Annotated in this window: 12 protein-coding genes and 1 riboswitch; all 12 genes read left to right on the top strand. The window is 38.3% G+C overall.

The genetic code is table 11. From position 1 onward, the window contains the following. Positions 1–2: 2 nt before the first annotated feature. A complete protein-coding gene (locus ACFSGI_RS12115; protein WP_204824391.1) occupies positions 3–3,512 on the top strand; it encodes a DUF5704 domain-containing protein in 3,510 nt (1,169 codons plus the stop codon). A 354-nt stretch (positions 3,513–3,866) separates the two neighbouring features. Beyond that, a riboswitch (purine riboswitch) is annotated at positions 3,867–3,966 on the top strand. Between the two features lie 63 nt (positions 3,967–4,029). Continuing rightward, the gene (locus ACFSGI_RS12110; protein WP_204824390.1) at positions 4,030–5,493 is read left to right on the top strand and encodes an NAD(P)/FAD-dependent oxidoreductase; all 1,464 of its coding nucleotides are present in this window, start codon (positions 4,030–4,032) and stop codon (positions 5,491–5,493) included. A 379-nt stretch (positions 5,494–5,872) separates the two neighbouring features. Beyond that, positions 5,873–6,691, top strand: coding sequence for a 5-oxoprolinase subunit PxpB (gene pxpB / locus ACFSGI_RS12105; RefSeq protein ID WP_204824389.1), 819 nt, complete (start codon positions 5,873–5,875; stop codon positions 6,689–6,691). Then, positions 6,691–7,695, top strand: coding sequence for a 5-oxoprolinase subunit C family protein (locus ACFSGI_RS12100; RefSeq protein ID WP_204824388.1), 1,005 nt, complete (start codon positions 6,691–6,693; stop codon positions 7,693–7,695). Before pxpB ends, ACFSGI_RS12100 begins: the two co-directional genes overlap by 1 nt. 79 nt (positions 7,696–7,774) lie before the next feature. After that, complete coding sequence (locus ACFSGI_RS12095) at positions 7,775–8,545, top strand: 5-oxoprolinase subunit PxpA (RefSeq protein ID WP_204824387.1); 771 nt, start codon at positions 7,775–7,777, stop codon at positions 8,543–8,545. A 22-nt stretch (positions 8,546–8,567) separates the two neighbouring features. Beyond that, positions 8,568–9,605 carry a TRM11 family SAM-dependent methyltransferase gene (locus ACFSGI_RS12090; protein WP_204824386.1) on the top strand — a complete coding sequence of 346 codons (1,038 nt, stop codon included), beginning with the start codon at positions 8,568–8,570 and terminating at the stop codon, positions 9,603–9,605. A 129-nt stretch (positions 9,606–9,734) separates the two neighbouring features. After that, positions 9,735–11,429: a M3 family oligoendopeptidase gene (locus ACFSGI_RS12085; RefSeq protein ID WP_204824385.1), complete on the top strand. Its 1,695-nt coding sequence runs from the start codon at positions 9,735–9,737 to the stop codon at positions 11,427–11,429. Positions 11,430–11,596: 167 nt separating this feature from the next. Further along, positions 11,597–12,451, top strand: coding sequence for a Cof-type HAD-IIB family hydrolase (locus ACFSGI_RS12080; RefSeq protein ID WP_204824383.1), 855 nt, complete (start codon positions 11,597–11,599; stop codon positions 12,449–12,451). Positions 12,452–12,578: 127 nt separating this feature from the next. Next, a complete protein-coding gene (locus tag ACFSGI_RS12075) occupies positions 12,579–14,345 on the top strand; it encodes a glycoside hydrolase family 2 protein (RefSeq protein ID WP_204824382.1) in 1,767 nt (588 codons plus the stop codon). Then, the gene (yqeK, locus tag ACFSGI_RS12070) at positions 14,342–15,514 is read left to right on the top strand and encodes a bis(5'-nucleosyl)-tetraphosphatase (symmetrical) YqeK (RefSeq protein WP_379283301.1); all 1,173 of its coding nucleotides are present in this window, start codon (positions 14,342–14,344) and stop codon (positions 15,512–15,514) included. The genes ACFSGI_RS12075 and yqeK overlap by 4 nt, the downstream gene beginning before the upstream one ends. Positions 15,515–15,560: 46 nt before the next feature. Then, the gene (locus tag ACFSGI_RS12065) at positions 15,561–16,073 is read left to right on the top strand and encodes an NUDIX domain-containing protein (protein ID WP_204824378.1); all 513 of its coding nucleotides are present in this window, start codon (positions 15,561–15,563) and stop codon (positions 16,071–16,073) included. A 43-nt stretch (positions 16,074–16,116) separates the two neighbouring features. After that, complete coding sequence (locus ACFSGI_RS12060; protein ID WP_204824377.1) at positions 16,117–16,539, top strand: VanZ family protein; 423 nt, start codon at positions 16,117–16,119, stop codon at positions 16,537–16,539. The last annotated feature ends 24 nt before the right edge of the window (positions 16,540–16,563 follow it).

Raw genomic sequence — 16,563 nt, 5'->3', positions numbered from 1 at the left:
TCATGAAATATAAGATTAATATAGTATGCTTACTTGCAATATTATGTAATATGATACTCGGTGCTCCTTTTGCTTATTCTAAAGAAAATTCAAATGAGGTAACATTAACACCAAAAGAACCTGCAAAAATTCAAACTTTAAAAACGCCATTAGTTGGAGATTCATCACCTACGCCTAAAGTTATTTGGATTCAAACTGATACAGAATTATGGAAAGCATCAAGAAATGATGGACAAGATAATTATGAAACAGGAACATCTGGAAAAGGAAATGATGCAAGACCAAAGGATTTTATAGTTAAAGATAAAATTACAGTAGAAAAATACCCTCCTATAAGCATGCAAGATTCTGAGGGCAATCCATACGATCAAAAATATATTTCAGATTTAGGATTTGAGAATATTGAATTCATTAATGCTATGAGTTACGAATCTGTAGGAAAGGTAGATTATGAGAAAGGAGATATCTTTGCTATTATCCATACCAAAACAGGACATTCTTATACTCCAGATTTAGTTAAAGAGTATTCCAAGCGACAAGATGGTGATCCAAAATTATGGGTAGAATATTACACACCACTTAAAATAAACTACACCGGACACGTCATCGAGAAAAAAGAAATTCAGGTCAAATCGGATGCGACTTTGCAGATTGATGACACTGAACAATTGACGGCTGAAGTTCGTACCAAAGCTTACAATGAACAAGAATTTACCGATAATTGGATTGATGTGACACATCGAGATCAGACGAAATGGGAATCGTCTGATCCTTCGATTGCTAGTGTGGATGCTGCTACAGGAGAAGTAACTGCTCATGCTACAGGAACAGCGCAGATTACTGCATACTGGACCAAAGATCCATGGACTCTTAAAGATAGTGCTACTATTACTGTTGGTGAAGCAGAAGCGCCACCGACAACAGGTAATGCAGCTATATGTACCGTTCCTCAAGCGGGTCAGCAATTAACTGGAAAATATATGGATCCGATGGTATCAGCGATAATCAAAGCTGATCGACGGGGAAGCGAAATGTTCGATGTTGCTCAAGGTATTCCTACTTCTGAAAGTTTATATGGTAACGTTTTTGCACTCAACTATCTATCTCAGCATACCTTTACAGAATATACAGGAGAATGTACATATCGAATATCGGTTAAGCGAACGTACAAATTAAAATGGGATCATGGAGAAAAGAGAGATACCAAAAATGTGAATTACTCGTTTAATATTCAGCGACCATATTCATTTTGGAAAATAGATCAATTGGCAGTATACGGAATCAAGCAAGCTACCCTTAACAACTATGCGTTTGCAGATAATAAGATTATGATTTCGCCTAACAACTATTTACCACCTTCTTATTCAGCTTTGATGACTGGTAATTACTATGCTCCTGAGAATCCAGGTAACCAAAATGGCGGTACCAAAAATATAACGAAAAGTGGAAGTGGACGTCCTACAATCCCAGATGAAAGTAGCGATATGAAGAAAAAAGCAGAAAATGCAGTATATGATGTAGAAGTCGAAAATGATTTTTTGAAATTTAATAATGAAGTAATTATGGATAATACACGAACGATCGAAAAAGGCCCAACACCTAAAGCAATGCCTGTGCCTACTATGATCAGTAAAGATGTATTGTATAGCGCGAACCATGTAATACCCAAAACCAAAACAAATCTGAAAAACGCTCCGAGTACTGGAACAATCGAATATAATGTGCTACCCGGCAATATTAAAGAAGGAACCAATCAGACATTTCCGATTAGTGGCATCAACACTGTTACAGTACACACACCTGTTGTCAATTACTCCTTAGTGTCTGATGATCAGAAGCACAATCAAAAAACAGTCCCAGATATCTATCGTTCAGCCCTTATTTTAGATCGTCCTTTTTCGGTGCGCATTCCTACTAGCGGACAACACACCAATTATCCAGGTTACGGTGATCGAGATTATGCGAAATATGTACGGACAAAGCAAGTTCAATTTCCTTTTGATGTCTATAACAAAGAGCAGACGACGTTTATTCCTAAACATACGTGGATAGATGTACCTGTTAATCAATTAGATACCACATTCTTTTTACCTGTCTGGGTAGATGAGGGGAAATACGATATTTTATTCCGAACGATTGCAGAAAATGCACCTGCTTCTTTTACAGTACAACACAATGCTAATGTCACTCTGGATCATCATGTGGCTGTTGAAAGTATAGCTATAGAAGTTATCGGTCGGGTCTATGATTTTCATATTACAGATATTGCGGATTATGATTGGCAGATCGTATTTCATCCATGGCAAAATCTAGCTGTACCTGAAGGAACTTCTTATTGGGTGGGAGATAAAGGGATAGATGGCGAACCGCGTGGAAATACAGCACCGTACGTATTGCCTGTCCGTCAAGGAAGTCATCCTTTTTATCAAAATTTAGCTGTTAAAACAGGATATCATTTCAAATTCGATCTCAAAACTAAAGGCAATATGTTCGGTGAGACAGATGGTATTCGAATTACACCGACATTTCGCTATGTGCCACGGCAAGGTGGAACTTCTTTTCCTGTAGATCTATATTACTCAACAGCTACAGACAATTTCATTCAAATTGGATCATCACAAGATACTGTGCAACGCTATACTATTTTGAATGATACGACACGTCATGTGGATAAAGAAGAATTGAAAAATACAGCATTATATATGTATGATCTTCTTTTACAACAACAAGCTATATCGCCTTCATCTGATAAAGACAATAAACATCCAGTGAGCGTAGTGTCTACTTCATTTTGGACAATACTTTGGGAACGTGCAGCTTCTTCGATCTGGCAAAATCTAACCGGATTATCTTGGGAGATTGTAGAAGAGAAGAGTGAAGTAGCGCCTTCTTCCACTAAAATAACGACTCCAACCAATCCAGAAGAAGCGATAGCGATGTTTGCAGAGACAAGTCGTAAGCGTAAAGTAAATATCGGTAATTTCACACAGCTATTATTGACTCAACCATTACGAACATTGATCGGCCCACAACAGCATTTACCTAAAGGAAACAACACGATGCGTTCTTTGGCATCGGTGCAGAAATGGTATGGAGAATATAGTTTGCCTTCGGATGTATATGTAGTTAAACAAGGAACTGCTTTGCAAGATGTGGCGGGTTCCACCAATACTAATCGTCAACAATCTGCTGAACAAAGTGAGGATACTAATAAGCAGACTCATCCAGCAAACAATAGCGCCAAAGGATTAGATGAACATTCGTCTGTCTTTTTAAAAGATGGCTATATTATTGTGAATTTTGATATTGAAACGATCCAAAAAGGAGATACAGATCATCCACATCTACAATATATTCATGCACCATTCATGAATCAATGGCAACTTGAAGGATTCCAACAACAATTTAATGATCTATGGGGATTTCTATTTCAATTACAAGATGGAGATGTACTTTTTTACCATGCTAACAAAGGCAGTCGAGATGATTTCCAATCTTCTGTGACACATTAGCATATTTTAATGATTGATAAAGTATCACCAACAGTAAATAAGCATATAGAACGAAAAATTATTAAAATTGTAAACGACAATGTTCGCTAATTAACGATGATTATACTTTTATATAGAGTTTAGATAGCTATAATTCATATTTATACGAACTATTATTAAAATAAGTGCTTGACCGTTCGCTTATTTTTCTGTAAGATACCACTGTAGCCTGTTAAGAGTGATATAGGATACAGTGGTATTTTTATGTATAGATGGTATAAAGTGCTTGTTGTTGTAAGTAATCATTTTACATGAAGAGTGTTATTGCAAAGTAAAATAACTTACGTTTTTGATGATTTATTATTATTTTAATTATTTTTTTATATCTTATATATTCGTATATCCCCGAAAATAAGGTTTGGGGGTTTCTACAAGGGACCATAAATTCCTGACTACGAATAGTGTGCTTTGGCATATCTATTCAGCAGTCAGGATTTTTTGTGTTTGGAACCCATATTATTCATCTCAGGAGGACATTATGAACCAGTATGATTGTATTGTTGTAGGCGCAGGGCCAGCAGGGATTTTTGCATGTTATGAGTTGACTCGTCAAGCACCAGATTGGAAAGTATTGCTGATCGACAAAGGGCATGATATTCATCGCCGTAGCTGTCCAATTATGGAAGAGAAAATTCAATTGTGTCCGCCACCGGCTGGTAAAAAAGACTATGCTGGCTGTTTACCTGCTTGCTCTGTAACCGCAGGGTTTGGTGGTGCTGGTGCTTATAGCGATGGCAAATTCAATATTACGACTGAATTTGGAGGATGGTTAACTGACTACCTTTCGCCTTCTAAAGTCATGGAATTGATTCGCTATGTCGATGATATCAATCTAGAACATGGAGCTACTCCTAATATTACTGACCCTACAACAGATACGATTCGTGATATTGAGCAACGTGGATATGCGTCTGGTTTGAAATTACTGCGTGCTGAAGTTCGCCATTTAGGTACAGAACAGAACTTGGAGATTTTGAAATCGATTTATAGCTATTTGACTTCACGTATCGATATGGTGTTCAAAGCAGAAGTTGAAGATATTATCACCACTAAGATCGAAGGCAAACACCGGATTACAGGAATCATGACCAAAAAAGGTGAAACGTATGAAGCACCTATGGTAATGATTGCACCAGGGCGTGATGGTTCAGCATGGTTAACCGAAATTTTGAAAAAGCGTCGTCTGAAAATGTACAATAATCAGGTGGATGTAGGTGTACGTGTAGAAACATCCGATGTGGTGATGCGCCAGATCAACGAACATTTATATGAAGGTAAATTTATTTTTAATACATCTGTAGGTACAAGAGTAAGAACGTTCTGTAGTAATCCATCCGGTCATGTGGTGGTTGAGAACCATAGTGGTGTGATGGCGGCAAATGGACATTCTTTTAAAGATCCGGTATTGGGGTCTAGCAATACCAACTTTGCTTTGCTAGTATCACACAAATTTACAGAGCCGTTTGATAAGCCTAATGAATATGCGCGTGAAATCTGTCGTCGTGCTAATGATCTATCCAGCGGTGGAGTCATTGTCCAGAAGTACGGTGATATTCTGCGTGGTCGTCGTTCGACAAGAGAACGGATCAATGAAGGATTCTTGGAACCTACACTTAAAGAAGCCGTTCCAGGCGATCTTGGATTAGTATTACCGTATAATACGATGAAAAGCTTGATTGAGATGGTAGAAGCTCTAGAAGGGGTAACACCAGGGATCGCTTCTGAACATACATTATTCTATGGTGTAGAAGCGAAGTTCTATTCTGCACGTCCGAAGTTAGATGAAAATCTAGAAACTGAAATCGATGGATTATATTGTGGTGGAGACGGAGCAGGTGTAACGCGCGGACTGGCACAAGCCGGTGCAGCAGGAGTATGGATTGCTCGTAATATGGTTAGCAAAGCAGGAGCAACTACAAAAGTACCAGCAACTGTTGTATAACATCAACAGTAAATAGATAAAGATCAAAAGCAATTAAATCATAATAAGTAAATGAGCAAAGATCAGATCACTTTTATATCAAGTGGATCTGGTCTTTTTGTATTCTATTGTTTCTGAAAAGATATCGTTTCTGCAATGTTATTGTCTATGATATGGTATCGTTTGAATATCGTATCGTTCCTATATCGATTATTGATCTATCTATAGTTGTTGTGTGAATGTATCGGTTATACAAGTTTTGGCCTTGTCCTTTACCATCTATTAATATGTAATTCTTTATTTGCTCTATCTACAAAGAACATGGTTCAATAGAATAAAGGATGCAACATATAGTGGATTCGGACAGACGAATGTATACATAGAAAGGAGTGTACTTGTTATGACGTGGGTAATGGAACCATTAGGAGATTCAGCAGTAGTTATCGAATTTGGAACAACAATTGATCAGCATATTTTAGAAAAAGTAACGTTAGCTGTTGTGCAAATAGAACAATATCCATTTGACGGTTATATTGAATGTATTCCTTCTTTTACTACTGTGACGGTGTTTTACGATTTGGATCGGATTTCTTTACATGATCTATACTTATGGACGGAACAGCAAAATATTGATAGCGAATTGTCTATTTTTGATTACGTATGTTTTCTTATTCGACAATCGTTGTTATCGACTACATTACTGTCTGAAAATGATGCACTATCAACTTCTATTATCGGTAAAAAATATCGTAATCACGTGACTAAACCTGTGCCAAAAGTAATCGATATTCCTGTATGTTATGGTAACGAATATGGGCCTGATCTAGAATATGTAGCTACTTATCATGATCTTGCGATCGAAGAAGTGATTGCTATTCATAGTAGCTGTGAATACTTGATTTATGCGATAGGATTTGCGCCTGGATTTCCATATATGGGTGGAATGTCAACAAAGATTGCTACCCCTCGCAAAGCAACACCTCGGTTGGTTATTCCGGCTGGTTCTGTCGGTATTGCGGGTACGCAGACAGGTATTTATCCATTAGCAACACCGGGCGGATGGCAATTGATTGGTAGAACACCGTTGACTCTTTTTCGACCGAATCAGCAGCCGCCTGTATTGTTAGAAAGTGGGATGTCTATTCGTTTTCGAGCGATTGATGAGGAAGAATATCACTATATACAGCAACTTCATCTTTTGGCAGAAGAGGGGATATAATGAGTATTTTGATTCACCAACCTGGAATGCTCTGTACGATTCAAGATATGGGACGGAAAAAGTATGGCAAGTATGGAATCAGTATTAGTGGAGCGATCGATACGTTTGCACATCAGATAGCGAATCGCTTAGTAGGTAATAAAGAAGATCAAGCCACGCTAGAGATTACTTTATCAGGATGGGTTGGCGAATTTCAAAGTGATCACTGGATAGCCATAACAGGTGGGAATCTTTGTCCACTTATTGATGGAAAAGAAGTTCCGATGTGGCGTCCTATCTGGGTGCGTCAAGGAAGTACACTTGTATTCAAGCGCGTTATTAGCGGTTGTCGAGCTTATCTAGCAGTAAGTGGTGGTCTGGATATAGACAGTGTTATGGAAAGTAGTAGTACGTATTTGCGTGCAGGTATTGGAGGACTAGAAGGCAGAGCCTTACAGAAAAAAGATATTATTCATATTCAAAAGAGTCGTCTGTTACTACCATCTTCTATGGACCCATCAACAGATTCTTTTTATTCTGTTCGCTGGTCTGTAGCTTACTCGCTCCTTCCTCATTACCATCAATCTCCTGTAATACGGTTTATTTCAGGTAGACAATGGGATGATTTTACCAAACAAAGTCAACAATTACTGTGTGAAAATGAATATCAGATTACACCACAATCGGATCGAATGGGGTATCGTTTGCAAGGAGCTCCATTACAATTAACTCAGCCTCATGAATATATATCTGAAGCAGTTGCGGATGGAACGATTCAAGTTCCAGTAGATGGACAGCCTATTGTATTGATGGCAGATCGACAGACATTAGGTGGTTACCCCAAAATCGGACATGTTATTTCAGTAGATCTACCGTTGCTAGCTCAATTAGCACCAGGTGATTCTTTGCGTTTCTATCGGATTACGTTGGCGCAAGCTCAATCGCTATATATACATAAGCGTGATCAACTACAACGACTATATCGGATGATTGATGTGGCGTTACGTCCTTTCACTATTGGATAAGGAGTAGCTGATAGAGTGCGCTTTAATAACAAGCAGGATTATTAAATACAACATCATTCCGATAAAAAGGAGAGACTTTATGAATACGATTGATATAAATTGTGATATCGGAGAAAGCTATGGTGCCTATACGATAGGGGCAGATGAACAACTATTTCCATATATTACGTCTGCAAATATTGCTTGTGGATTCCATGCAGGTGATCCGGGCGTGATGCGTCAGTCTGTACAATATGCTTTGAAATATGGAGTGAAAATAGGTGCCCATCCTGGCTTACCAGATTTACAAGGATTTGGACGGCGACAGATCGATATTTCAGCAACAGAAGCGTATGATCTTGTTACATATCAAATTGGAGCATTATCGGCTTTTGTACAGCAAGAAGGGGGAATATTGCATCATGTCAAACCTCATGGAGCTTTGTACAATATGGCTGCACAATCACAAAGTCTAGCAGATGCGATCGCGCAAGCGATTTATGATTTTGATCCCAGATTGATGTTATATGGATTGGCAGGAAGTGCATTGATTCAAGCAGGTAATCAGACCGGATTAAAAGTAGTGAATGAAGTATTTGCAGATCGTACTTATCGTGATGACGGTCTACTTACACCTAGAAGTGATCCGCTTGCTTTGATTACAGATACCGAGCAAGCCGTACGTCAGGTGATTCATATGATACAACAGCGCAGTGTGATATCGACCAATGGGAACTCTATTCCACTTATAGCCGATAGTGTCTGTATTCATGGAGATGGTCAACATGCTGTATCCTTTGTGAAAGAGTTGCAATCCAGATTAGAAGCCGAGCATATTCATATTCAACCTGTGATGCAGACAGAATCATAATCAGGTGAAAGAGGATAGGGAAATGCTTGGTATTGAAGTAGGGCTTTATAGAAAAGGGGTCAAAGCGTTGTACAATCAATCGAAATCTTTCCATTTACAAAAGGATGAATCTAGCATAGAGTCGCCCCTTCATTATATTTATACGTACGCGTGTCATGAAGATGAAGCGGAGTTATGTGATTTAGAATTGCGTTCATTATTAGGTGATTCACCACAGACTCGTTATCTAAAAAGTCATATAGCGATATCACCAGATCGAAGTCCTTTTATGCATTACCGTATTGCAATACAGTATGAAGCGTCTACACTAGAGCAGTTAGAACGCATCGTTCAATCGATTGAATTAGAAGATCAGACATTCAAATTAATGTGTATTGATGCTGAACAGCTTTTTACTTATGAAGAAAAGCGTTTGCTAGAACGTCGCATAGGGATGAATATTAAAGGAACAGCTCATATGAAACAGCCACAGATGTTATTAGGATTAACATTTGCCGATCAACGATGGATTGTTGGAGAATGTATCGCTTCTGAACCGATCTGGCTTCATCATAACGATAAGCCCAAACATTACTCAACAGCACTCAGTACAAGAGTAGCTAGAGCAGTAGCCAATATTGCTGTGCCCCAACCTCTGGGAGTGACTATGATTGATCCTTGTTGTGGTATAGGAACAGTTCTTATTGAAGCATTATCAATGGGGATAGAAGTGGAAGGGTACGATCTTAATCCTTTGGCGGTGCAAGGAGCAAGAGAAAATCTATTGTATTATGGAATGCCAGATATTGTGAAGATCGCTGATATGCGAACATTAGAAGGAAGATATCATGCATTGGTTCTGGATTTGCCTTACAATCTGTGTTCTGTTCTAAGTGAGCAAGCACGATTAGAGATGCTTGCTAGTGCACAACGACTGGCTAAGCGTGTTCTTGTTCTTGCAACAGAGCCTATTCAAGAATCGATAGAAGCAGTTGGTTTGCACGTATTGGAAGTGTGCCATATTCGTAAAGGTAAATTTGTACGCTATCTATTTATTTGTCAATCATACAAGCTTATCTGAGACTATAGATGCAATTTTTACTATTTATTCGACCATTGGATAAAAAAACTGTAAATTGTGTGTGAAATTTAGTAACATGTAAACAACCGGTGTGTTCCGGGAGCTTACATATAGAGAGGATGTCTATCAATGAAATTTAGTGAATTTCCTTATGAACGCCCGAATTTGGATGCTGTCAAAGTTGCTTTTGATGAGTTATTAAGTCAATTTGTGAATGCAACCACGTTTCAAGAACAAGATGTAGCTATGGCTGAAATTAACAAGTTGTTCAACACGTATTCTACTCAAGCTCAACTTGTCTATATTCGCCATTCGATTAATACCAATGATGAATTCTACAAAACAGAGCAAGATTATATGGATGAGATCGATCCTCTGTTTCAGGAATACATAGATACGTATTATAAAGCGCTGGTTACTTCTTCCTTCCGTACAGAATTAGAGCAAAAATGGGGCAGTCATTTATTTGCATTAGCTGAAATGAAACTCAAAACATTCCATCCTGACATTATTGCTGATCTGCAACAGGAAAATAAATTAACGACTGCTTATGCTCAGTTAATTGCATCCGCCAAAATTCCATTTGAAGGCGAAGAACGTACTCTTTCTCAGTTAGCGCCTTTTGGTCTTTCTAAAGATCGTGATATGAGACAACGTGCAGGAGAAGCTCGTTACGGATTCCTTGCTGAACAAGGCGAAGAGTTGGATCGTATCTATGATGAACTGGTGAAGATCCGTACGACTATCGCTCACAAATTAGGCTACAAAACATTTACCGCATTAGGATATGCTCGTATGGGACGGACAGATTATGGTCCTGAACAAGTGGCTAATTTCCGCAAACAGGTTCAAGAATATATCGTTCCAGCGGCGGCGCGTCTGAAAGAGCGTCAACGTCAGCGTTTGGGATTAGATCGTTTGACTTATTTCGATCAAGATTATTCATTCCCAACAGGCAATCCTACACCTAAAGGTGATCCTGAATTTATTATCCAAAATGGTGCGCAAATGTATAAAGAATTGTCACCTGAAATCAATGAGTTCTATGAGTTTATGATGGAACATGAATTGATGGATCTGTTGAGTAAAAAAGGTAAAATGGGTGGCGGATATTGCACATTTATTAACGATCATCAAAGTCCATTTATTTTCGCTAACTTCAATGGAACATCCGGTGATATTGATGTATTGACGCATGAAGTAGGGCATGCTTTCCAAGTCTATGAAAGTCGTCATTTTGAAGTGCCTGAGTACACATGGCCTACATCAGAAGCAGCCGAAATTCATTCGATGAGCATGGAGTTTTTTACATGGCCATGGATGGAATTGTTCTTCAAAGAAGACACCGAGAAGTATAAGTTCGATCATTTGTCCGGTGGATTGATCTTTATTCCTTATGGGGTTGCTGTAGATGAATTCCAACATATTATTTATGAAAATCCAGAATTTACTCCGGCTGAACGTAAAGCGGCTTGGAAATCGGTAGAAGAGAAGTATTTACCGTTCTGGGATCAAAGTGATAATCTGTATCTACAAAGTGGAGCCTACTGGCAAAAACAAGGTCATATCTATGAATCTCCGTTCTATTATATCGATTATACGCTTGCACAAATCTGTGCTTTCCAATTCTGGAAACGGATGAATGAAGATCAGAAGCCTGCATGGGAAGACTATCTTAAATTATGTCGTGCTGGCGGAAGTAAACCATTTACAGAGCTTGTGAAAGTAGGCGGCTTAAACTCGCCATTTGAAGATGGTTGTGTAGCTTCGGTGATCGGTAATATCGAAGACTGGTTAAACAGTGTAGACGATAAGAAACTGTAAACGAACGTTATAAGTAATACATGAAATACTCCAAAAAGGCTGATAGTGATCTTAGATCATTGTCAGCCTTTTTGAGCATTTAACAAACCGATAGTACAAAACGATATCGTTGCTAACACTTTGCTTGTAATATTAATAACGTACTTTACAAATGAAGGAGGCTAACGATGTCTATGGATGAGTCTATGCGTATGCCTATTCGTTGGATCGTTTCGGATCTAGATGGAACTTTACTGGATGCAAATCAACGCATTTCTCCTTATATTCAACAGCGTATTCGTGCTTTTACAGCGAACGGGGGACACTTTACACTGGCTACAGGCAGATCGTTGATCAGTGTGCAACCTTTTATAGAGTTATTACATCTAACAAATCCTATTATTCTGTACAATGGAGCCAAAATATACGATCCTTTACAAGCTTGCTTTTTAGAAGAAAAGTTTCTTTCGTTGTCTCATGTACAATGGATATTTAATCATTATTATAATATACGTCAACCTTTTGATCTGGATTTGCTGCTGTTTTATCAAGAACAGATTTATTGCACGCGAATTACTCCTAAAATACAGCGATGGATCGATAAAGAACAAGTTGAAGTACAAGTTGTAACGTTAGCTTCTTTGGAACAAGTAGCATCACAGATCACCAAAATGATGTTATTGGGCGAACCGGAATCATTAACTCTTTTTCAACTACAGATCGAAATGTTAAATACAGTGAAATCAGAACAGGATATTTTAGAAATATTGCCTTTTGGAACAAGTAAAGGAACCGCATTGCAACAATTGATCACGATGACAGGTAGTCAACATGATGAATTTCTAACGGTAGGCGATCATCTTAATGATATCGAAATGATTCAGTTAACACGTCATGGTGTAGCGATGCAAAATGCTCATCCAGAGCTTAAACACGTAGCAAATTGGATCACTGCCAAAACGAATAACGAAGATGCATTGATTGAAGTGATCGATTATGTAGAACAGAGTTGGATAACACAATATAATCCAGTGATTAGATAAAATAGTAAGCAAACCTACCTTTGGCCACATGCTAAAGTGACTAGGTTTGCTTCTTTTTTGTAGTTGTTTCTGTATTTTTGTTATGCTAAGCTAGTCTACATTCTATTACATAAAAGGAGAAGATATGATGGATCGACTATTTCAAAATCATCGTATTCGGGCGAGAGAATCATTAGAAGGAGTATGGGATTTTGGTAAATTGAGAACGTTATCATTAGATGGATTATCTGAAAATATAGATTATTCCTATAAAGTTGCTGTACCTGGCTGTTGGGAGATGAATCCTCAATTACTGACTTATCGTGGACAAGGCATCTATCGTCGTTCTATCTATATTCACCACACAGCACATGTTAGATTGCTATTTAAAGGAGTAAGTCATACCGCTAAAGTCTTTTGGGATGGTCAACTGGTAGCCGAGCATTACAATGCCTATACTGCATTTAATACTATGATTACAAATGTTCAGCAAGGATATCATGAATTGTGCGTAGAAGTAGATAATTCGTTTGGTCAACATTCTGCTTTGCATATTCCTAATGATTATTATACGTATGGTGGTATTATTCGGCCATTGATAATGGAAATTATTCCGCTACAGAGTTGTTCGATTCAATCGGTTCAATTTACCCCAGTTAAAGAAGACTGGACGAAAGATGAGCACGGACATTGGCAAGCAAAAGTGCGGATAGCTTTACAATCTCATGCTGATCATACTATTAAAGGGCATATCAAATTTGGATTATCACCTCTTCAGCAAGCAACGATCTGGGAGCAAGAATTGTCAGAGATTACGATAGAAGCTGGACAATACTTCGAAATTTTGCACACGTTTACATTTTCGGATATACAATCATGGTGTTCGGATCATCCTTATCTGTATGAATGGCAGACTTTCTGGTATCAGCATGAGTTATCTTCTGTACGACTTGTAGACGATTGGATTGAACGTGTAGGTTTTCGTACCATTCAAACTTACGAAGAAAAGTTGTTATTAAATAATCAACCGATCGTTTTGAAAGGGTTCAATCGACATGAAGATCATCCTATGGTCGGTGCTTCTTTTCCCATAGCATTAATGGTGCAAGATCTGGACTTGATGATCCAAACAGGTGCAAATGCTGTACGTACCAGTCATTATCCAAATGATGAACGTTTTCTGGATTTGTGTGATGAATATGGAATATTAGTATGGGAAGAAAATCATGCTCGTGGATTAAGTATAGAAGATATGCGTCATCCGCAATTTATAAAGCAGTGTGAACAGGTTAATCGCGAAATGGTTTATCAACATTATAATCATCCATCGATTATTATATGGGCTATTTTAAACGAATGCGCAAGCGATTTAGAAGAAGGTCGAATTCATTATCAACGTCAATTGGAGCAGATTCGCAGTTTGGATAATAGTCGACCTCTTAGCTTCGCTTCCCATCATCGAGAAAATGAAATCTGTTTCGATCTTGCAGATATTGTATCGTTTAATCTCTATCCAGGTTGGTATGGTGATGAAGATCCGGCGGAATTATGCGATCTAGCACGTGGATGGGCAGATCAAGCAGGCGGAAAAGGCAAACCGATGATAATGAGTGAATTTGGAGCAGATGGATTTTATGGATATCGGTCGTCTACACGTGTCAAAGGTACAGAAGAACGGCAAGCAGATATTATTGAAAGTAATTTAACAGCTTATACTCAGCGAGAATATATATCTGGAATGTTTATTTGGCAATTCTGTGATTGTCGTGTTACAGAAGAAGGAATCTGGCCGATGATACGGGCACGAACACAAAATAACAAAGGAATCGTAGATGCTTATCGTCGCCCCAAACTTGCATATGAAGTGGTAACACGATATTTTAAAGTAAGCGATGAAGCTTTGAATGGAGAGTGAACACAACAATGAATGATATAGCCAAGCAACGGTTGCAACAGTATTTAGAACCTTACAATCCAGCACAATCTATTCCAGCTTATATAGAATCTACTTTTCGCAAGCATCAACATCAAGATACATGGCAACATAGCTTAAAAGTAGCAGAACAAGCTGTTATATTGGCAGAACGGTATGGAGCTGATCCGCATATTGCTCAATATGCAGGTTATCTGCATGATCTAAGTACATTATTTACAGATCAGGAGAAGTATGAATTAGCTCAGCAATTAGGTATAGACATAATAAAAGAAGAACAACAAGTTCCTTATGTGTTGCATCAGAAATTATCTAGCTGGTTAGCATCAGAGTGGTTTGGCTTAGATGATCCAGATTTGCTCAGTGCGATTAAATGTCATACGACTCTTTATCCAGAGCTTGGACTGATGGATAAAATTCTTTTTGTCGCTGATAAATGTTCATGGGCATCCGAACATTCTGCTCCTTTTATTCATCAGATGAAAGCTGCATCTGAGCGTTCGTTAGATGAAGCTATTATTGTCTATTTGGATTATGTATGGCAACAACGTGAGCAAATGGTGATTCATCCTTGGCTTCAAGCGACCAAATCTATCTTTGATATGAATCAGACCCGACAGTTATTAAGTACATTACCAGCACTTTCACAAGATATTCACTGGGGGCCGGTTACAGCTAGATTTCAACCTATCATCTCCTTAGAGGAAATCGATACTTCATTGATTAGTAATATATCGATTGTACCGATGGTAGGTAATCAAGTGGTAATCATGCAATTGGAAGATGGACGTTGGGAATTGCCAGGAGGCACGTTGGAAGAAGGAGAGCATTATGTTACAGCGCTAGAACGTGAAGTGATGGAAGAAATGGGAGCTACATTGATCGATTATCAGGTTTTTGGTTATTTTCAATGTACATCAGAAGCAGACACTCCGTATCGGCCTTATATCCCTCATCCTTCTTTTATTCGGCTCACAGTCTACGGACAAGTGCAATTGAATCATCAACCGCTCAATCCTTCAGATGGAGAGCAAGTAGCAGTAGTAGATATCGTAAGTATTGAGGAAGCGATCAAGCGCTTAACGCAAACAGGTAGACAAGATCTTGCTGACTTTTATCGACTAGGATATGATATCAGTCTGCGTTCGTGAGCATCACTTAGATGTAGTATGAATTTATCTGGAAGGATGTGATTATATGGCGATTCGTACAGTATGTCTTTGTTTGCTACAGCATGATCAACGTTTTCTTTTTCAACGAATCGAGAATGTGCATGAAAGTAAAACGATGTATCGTCCTATCGGTGGAACGATGGAATACGGAGAAAGTAGTCTGGTCACTGTCAGGCGAGAAGTGAGAGAAGAAATTCATGTAGATATTGTCGATCCTGTACTACAGTATGTGATTGAAAATCATTTTGAATATACAGAGCAAGATCAAGCTACAGGAACAGTAGTGCAAGGATTAGGGCATGAGATTACATTTATTTATAGCGCGCATGTCGATGATCCTTTATTTTACCAGCAAGATATCGTAAACGGCATTGAAAGTAATGAAGTGTCTTATGAAGCAGAATGGAAAACATTACTTGAGCTAAAACAAGATCCTCATGCTTTGGTAGTGCCGGAAGGATTATTAGAATTATTGTTACAAACAGAAAAGAATTTATTCCGTTCTTCTTTGCATCATCAGATTGCTTCGGCTACATAGTGAACGTAAAGTGTGATTATCACGAAAGTGCAGGATGTAGGTTATGAAAAAAGTATCATTATTGTTATTAAGTATCTATACGTCGCTGTTATTGTATTGGATGTTTTTTGGATTTGGAAGAGAATATGATGCTCACGCAGCATATCGTTATAATATTGTTCCTTTTCATACGATTACTGATTTTGCTTTGATGCGAGTCGGGGGACGTATAGATCAGTGGATCAATTTGTTTGGCAATATCGCTGTATTTGTTCCGTTTGGATTAGGGATTCCTTTTATAAAATCGTATCGATTGCATACTTTTCTACTGCGCTTCGGATTATGTATTCTGATAGTTGAAATTGTACAAATGCTGAGTAAACATGGAACATTTGATATCGACGATCTGATTCTCAATAGTATCGGTGCAACTATAGGTTGGTGTGTATGGCGCTATATTTTTAAGAATAGAACAAGTTCATCATAAGAAAAGCATCCTGTTGTATCACAG

The organism is Paenibacillus nicotianae, assembly GCF_042681745.1.
In the GTDB taxonomy this organism is placed as follows: domain Bacteria; phylum Bacillota; class Bacilli; order Paenibacillales; family Paenibacillaceae; genus Saccharibacillus; species Saccharibacillus nicotianae.
Note: the sequence above shows the minus strand (reverse complement) of the source record. Positions and strands in the feature narration are given on the sequence as shown.